The sequence below is a fragment of the Azospirillum sp. UFLA03-27 genome, assembly GCF_059803775.1.
Map to the genome: position 1 here is coordinate 1 of NZ_JAUQTX010000381.1, position 4,153 is coordinate 4,153.

Here is a 4,153-nt window from a genome sequence, read left to right on the forward strand (position 1 = left end):
CATCACAAAGCCCCTTTCCTGGGCTTTGAATCACAACGGTTCCCTTCAGGAAAGGCTCTTTATGGGTCCGGACCCTACTGAGTTTTTTTGCTGCCAGAGGCATAGGATCCCCAAACCCCGACCACGTGCACTGGCGCTTGCTGGGATTCGGTGCCCAAAGACGGTCCACAGGCGGCCCAACCCAACCCATGCGGGCCTGCCACCTGCCGCCTTGGTCCCAGGCGTGGATCGGGAAAGCGAAGACCTTGACGCGGCTGCCGATCTACAGCACAAAGTGCCCCACACCAGTGAAGGTGACGGTTTCAGTAGGTTTGTAGTCCTGTTTGCGATCAATGGGAAACCGTTGATGGATCAGGGCCGCCTCTGGGGGATCGTCTAGCGGTAGGACAGCGGACTCTGACTCCGCCAGCCTAGGTTCGAATCCTAGTCCCCCAACCAACTTTCTCCTTCATCTTTTCTGTTTTTGGCCGAACCAGAGGCCGGTTGGCATCGCCGTCCGTAACACCTCGTCATTTTAAAATGGCCAACCCGCGCTTTTGAAGCGTTGTTGTCGTGGCGCCATGGCGGCGCGGTTGGATTTGCCGCCTCCAGGACTTACTTATGCGGTCCACCTTCCACGGCACGAATTCCCTTGAACGACACGCCCCGCCGCTCCGGCAGCTTTCCCGATAAGGACACGGTCCTTTCCTTCATCCGCTCCAGCACGACGCCGGTCGGCAAACGCGAGATCGCGCGTGCCTTCAAGCTGTCGGGCAGCGACGACCGCGAAAGACTGAAGGAGCTTCTCAAGGAGCTGGAGGCCGACGGCGCCGTGGAACGTGGGCGCAACAAGCGCGTCGCCCCACCGCAGTCGCTGCCGGAAGTCGCCGTGCTGGAGGTGACCGGCGTCGATCCGGACGGTGAGGTCAGCGCCCGCCCGATCACCTGGACGGGCGAGGGAAACCCACCGCGCATCTTCATGATGCCCGAGAAGAAGGGCCATCCCACCCTGGGAACCGGCGACCGGGTGCTGGCGAAGCTGAGCCGCATCAACGACCGGCTCTACGAGGCGCGCACCATCCGGCGGCTGGACGGCACGGTGGGGCGCGTTCTCGGCGTCTATTACCCCGCGGCGGACGGCGGGCGCATCGTCCCCACGGACAAGCGCAACAAGACCGAACTGCTGGTCCTGCCGGCCAACCGCAACGACGCCGAGCCGGGCGAGCTGGTGCTGGCCGATCTGCTGCCCGCGGCCCGGATGGGCTTGCCGCAGGCCCGCGTCGCGGAGCGGCTGGGCCACACGGCGGAGCCGCGCGCGGTCAGCCTGATCGCTGTCCACACCCACGGGCTGCCCACCGACTTTCCGCCCGCCGCCCTGCGCGAGGCGTCGCACGCCGCAGTGCCCGCCCTGACCGGGCGCACCGACTTGCGCAACCTGCCGCTGGTGACCATCGACGGCGCCGACGCCCGCGATTTCGACGACGCGGTGTGGGCCGAGCCGGACCCCGACCCGGCGAACGAAGGCGGCTGGCACATGGTGGTCGCCATTGCCGACGTGGCCTTCTACGTGCGTCCCAATTCGGCGCTGGACCGGGCGGCCTTCGAGCGCGGCAACTCCGTCTATTTCCCCGACCGCGTCGTGCCAATGCTGCCGGAGGCGCTGTCCAACGACCTCTGCTCGCTGCGCCCGCAGGAGGACCGCGCCTGCCTTGCGGCGCATCTGTGGATCGACCGCCATGGCGCGCTCCGGCGGCACCGCTTCGTGCGCGGTCTGATGCGCTCCGCCGGCCGCCTGACCTACGAGCAGGTGCAGGCGGCCCGCGACGGGGCGCCGGACGAGGCGACAGAGCCGCTCATGGAGACGGTCATTGCCCCGCTCTACGGCGCCTATGCTAGGCTTTGGGCGGCCCGGCAGCGGCGCGGCACGCTGGAGCTGGACCTGCCGGAACGCCGCGTCCGGCTGGACGAGCGCGGGCGGGTGGCGGAGATCGCGCCGCGCGAGCGCCTCGACAGCCATCGGTTGATCGAGGAATTCATGATCTGCGCCAACGTCGCGGCGGCGGACAGCCTGGAGCGGGCGGGCATGCCCGGCCTGTTCCGCGTGCACGACCAGCCGTCGCTCGACAAGCAGGAGACGCTGCGGGAGTTCCTGACCGGCATCGGCTACACGCTGCCGCGGGTGCCCCGGCTGACCCCGGCGCATTTCACCGCGATCCTCGACCGCGCCGCCGGAACGGCGGACTCGCAACTGGTCAGCGAGGTCATCCTGCGCAGCCAGTCGCAGGCGGAATACAGCCCGGAGAACATCGGCCATTTCGGCCTGTCGCTCGACCGCTACGCGCATTTCACCTCGCCGATCCGCCGCTACGCCGACCTGATCGTCCATCGGGCGCTGATCCGCGCCCACGGGCTGGGACCGGGCGGGCTGGACGACGCTGCCATGGCCGGGCTGACCGACATCGGTGAGCACATCTCGATGACCGAGCGCCGCGCCGCCACGGCGGAGCGCGACGCCATCGACCGCTTCACCGCCGCCTTCCTGGCCGACCGCGTGGGCGCCCTGTTCACCGGGCGGATTTCCGGAGTCACCCGCTTCGGCCTGTTCATCCGGCTCGACGAGAACGGAGCCGACGGCCTGATCCCCGCCAGCACCCTGCCCGACGACCAGTACGAGCACGACGAGCGCGCCCACGCCCTGGTCGGCCAGCGCACCGGCCGCAGCTACCGGCTGGGCGCCGCGGTGAGGGTGGTGCTGATGGAGGCCGACCCGCTGACCGGCAGCACCCTGTTCGCCCTGGCCCGCGCCGAGGGCGAACTGGCCGGAAGCTTGGTTGGCGGCACCGATCATCCGTTGCAATCCGGCCACCCGGATCGCCCCCCGCGAAATGCCCGTTTCGCAGGACGCGCAACCCAAAAGCAACGGAAGCGTGGCCGCTGAGTCACAGTGGTGGACATTCCACGACAAAGAGTCTTGCCCCCGTCTTTTGTCCCGCCAGCCCTCATTTCTGAAGTGCTATCCCTTATCCATTCGAATCCGGCGGGCAACCGTCCGGGTCCGCCTGTGGGAAAGGAGGCCGCGTACGGCGCGCCATGGGCATACGGAAACGAGGATTTTCTCCGCGAGGGCGTCTGTCGGTCCCACTCGCGGCTGCCATGTTCGCCGTTGGCCTCGGAAGCCTCGGCGGAACGCTGCCCCGTCCGGTCGCCGCCGCGACCGAGCCCGCCTTCATCAGCGAGCAGGTCTTCGCCGTCGCGTACGGCAAGATCGCCGAAGTCTATCTTCAACAGGTCGATTTCGGTCGGCTTGGCCTGGACGGGCTGAAGGGGCTCGCGACCATCGATCCGACCGCCCGCGCCGAGCGCCAGGGCAACACCGTACGCCTGTACGTCTCCGGGAGCCTGATCGGGGAGTATGCCGCCCCGTCACTGTCCGACGCCGCCGGCTGGGCCGCCCTGACCACCAAGGCGGTGGAGCGCGCCCGCCTCTATTCCCCCACCCTCTATCAGGCGGTGCCGGAGCGGGTTTATCAGGTGGTCCTGGATTCCGTGATGACGGATCTGGACGGCTACTCCCGCTACACCGGCACCCAGCGCGCCACCAGCGAGCGCGCCCAACGTGAGGGCTATGGCGGGATCGGCCTGTCCCTGGAAACCGCAAACGGGCGCACCCTGATCCGCAACGTGCTGCCGCGCAGCCCGGCCGACCGCGCCGGCATCCGCAGCGGCGACCAGCTTCTGGCCATCGACGGGGATCTGACCGCGCGCCTGAGCGAGGCGGACATGCGCGACCGGCTGCGCGGTCCGACCGGGACCATGGTCCTGCTGACCGTGGCGCGCGACAATACCCCGCCGCGCCGCGCCCCCCTCCGGCGGGAGCGCGTGGTTCCCAACACCGTAAACGCCAGCTTGTCCGAGCAGGTCGGCGTGCTGAAGGTGGACCGCTTCAACGCCGCCACCGCGTCCAATCTGCGCGAGGCCGTGCTGTCGACGCGGCAGAGCATGGGCAAGGGCCTGCGCGGTTTCGTGCTCGACCTGCGCGGCAACCCCGGCGGCCTGCTCGACCAAGCGGTCGCCGTGGCCGACCTGTTCATCGCCCAGGGCAAGATCATCACGACCGAGGGCCGTCACCCCGACAGCCGTCAGCGCTTCGAGGCCGGCCCCGACGACATCGCCG

2 protein-coding genes and 1 tRNA gene are annotated in these 4,153 nt (G+C 68.6%); all 3 read left to right on the forward strand.

The window, feature by feature from the left end; all coding sequences use genetic code 11:
* The first annotated feature begins 364 nt into the window (after window positions 1-364).
* Window positions 365-438, forward strand: a tRNA-Gln gene (locus tag Q4I23_RS30975).
* A gap of 193 nt (window positions 439-631) precedes the next feature.
* Complete coding sequence (rnr, locus tag Q4I23_RS30980) at window positions 632-2,917, forward strand: ribonuclease R (RefSeq protein ID WP_498528762.1); 2,286 nt, start codon at window positions 632-634, stop codon at window positions 2,915-2,917.
* A gap of 215 nt (window positions 2,918-3,132) precedes the next feature.
* Window positions 3,133-4,153 (forward strand): S41 family peptidase (locus tag Q4I23_RS30985; protein WP_498528763.1); only part of this gene is annotated, 1,021 nt, incomplete at its 3' end.